This window comes from Pseudomonas sp. PS02303 (assembly GCF_029959925.1).
Lineage (GTDB): Bacteria > Pseudomonadota > Gammaproteobacteria > Pseudomonadales > Pseudomonadaceae > Aquipseudomonas > Aquipseudomonas mandelii.
Genome location: NZ_JASCOM010000485.1, coordinates 1 through 1961 on the forward strand (window position 1 = coordinate 1; position 1961 = coordinate 1961).

Sequence of the window (1961 nt, forward strand, 5' to 3'; positions counted from 1 at the left end):
CACCAGCGTCAGGCCTGATTTCGTAGCGCCCCGCAGCGCGGGCAAGCCCGCTCCCAAGGTTCACGATGAACCTGCAGGAGCGAGGCTTGCCCGCGATGCTTTTTGCCGTCTGCGAAAACCTCAGGCACTTCTATTGATCTGCTGCAACGCCCACTACTAATGGACCATAGATAATGGCCTTGTGGTGGCGTTTAATGCATGCACAACAATTAGAAGAGCCTTGGGGTGACGAAGATGACGAGAGACGGATCTCTGGTTGCGGCAGTGCCTGCACCAGTGTTTTTGCCGAAAAACCTTTGGCTGACGCCAACGCTGCAAAGCATCGCCCTGATGCTCTTGCTGTGCGGCATGGCGTTGGGTGGCTGGTCGCTTTACCTTTGCCTGCCACTGGCGGTGCTGGTGATCTGGCTGCCTCGCCTGCGCTCGCGCGCCACGCCCGAAGCAGCGCCCGCCGACGGCGCCAGCGCTATCGCCGAGTTGACTCGCGATCTTTCCTACACCACCAGTCATAACGCTTTGTCGGCCGCGGGCGTGGCCTTTTCGGTCAAGCAACTGGCGGACAAACTGCAATCGCAACTCGACGCGGCGGCGCAAATCGTCAGCAACGCCGAAGTGATGATCGGGACCGAACAAGCCACGTCGAAACTCAGCCGCGAAGCCCTCAGTGCCGCCAGCGAAGCTCATCAGAGCAGCGCAGCAGGGCGCACGGAACTGATCGAGTCCATCAGCCGTATGCATCAGCTCAGTCAGCGCGCCAATAACAGCCGTGAACTGATCGAAGCCCTGAGCCTGCGCAGCGACGATATTCAACGGGTCACCCTGGTGATTCAGTCCATCGCCAGTCAGACCAACCTGCTGGCCTTGAACGCCGCGATTGAAGCGGCTCGGGCCGGGGAACATGGTCGCGGGTTCGCGGTGGTGGCGGATGAGGTTCGCGGCCTGGCGGCGCGCACGGCGACGGCGACTGGCGAAGTCGGGGAGATGGTCGCCGATATCCAGCAACGCACGGCGCAGGTGGTGGAGCAGATCCGCCAACTGTCCAGCGACCTCGACATCGGCGTCAAGCAGGTCGAGCACACCGGCCAGCACCTGGAAAACATCGCGCGCCTGGCTGCCGGCGTCGAGCATCAGGTCGGGGAAATCGCCAAGGGGGCGGACACCAACCGCGAACAACTCGACAGCCTGTTCCATGCCATTGAACAGATGCGCAGCGACCTGGCGATCAGCGACCAACAGACCCAGCGCCTGGCCCAGGCTGCGGTGCAAATGGAAGGCCAGGCCGAAACCATCAGCGAGCGTCTGGCCGAAGTCGGGCTGGATGACTACCACCAACGCATCTATGACCTGGCCCGCGAAGGCGCCAGCCAGATTGCCGCGCGCTTCGAAGCGGATATTGATCAGGGCCGTGTCAGCCTCGATGATCTGTTTGATCGCAATTACCAGGCGATCCCCAACACCAGCCCGGCCAAGTTTCAGACGCGTTTTGATCGTTACACCGATCAGGTCTTGCCCGCCATCCAGGAACCGTTGCTGCCGCGCCATGAAGGCCTGGTGTTTGCCATCGCCTGTACCCAGCAGGGTTACGTGCCCACCCATAACAAAATTTTCAGCCAACCGCTGACCGGCGATGCGCAGGTCGATACGGTCCAAAACCGCACCAAGCGCAAATTTGCCGACCGCACCGGCATCCGCTGTGGCAGCCATCAACAGCCGGTGTTGTTGCAGACTTACACCCGCGACACAGGCGAACTGATGCACGACCTTTCGGTGCCGATCATGCTCAAGGGGCGGCATTGGGGTGGGTTGCGGTTGGGGTACAAACCGCAAAGTCCTCGCTAGATGCTCAACATGATAACCGGTGAGCAAGCCTGAAACTCAACTGTGGCGAGGGAGCTTGCTCCCGCTGGGCTGCATAGCGGCCCCAAGATGGGCCTGCGGCGCAGTCCAACGGGAGCAAGCTC

1 protein-coding gene is annotated in these 1961 nt (G+C 61.4%); it reads left to right on the top strand.

The features are described 5' to 3' along the window. Nucleotides 1-234 precede the first annotated feature (234 nt). Nucleotides 235-1839 carry a methyl-accepting chemotaxis protein gene (locus tag QMX98_RS34320; protein WP_077749719.1) on the top strand — a complete coding sequence of 535 codons (1605 nt, stop codon included), beginning with the start codon at nt 235-237 and terminating at the stop codon, nt 1837-1839. Nucleotides 1840-1961: the final 122 nt, after the last annotated feature.

Coding starts and splice junctions, on each gene's coding strand:
- QMX98_RS34320 (WP_077749719.1), top strand. CDS start 235: ATGACGAGAGACGGATCTCTGGTTGCGGCAGTGCCTGCACCAGTGTTT.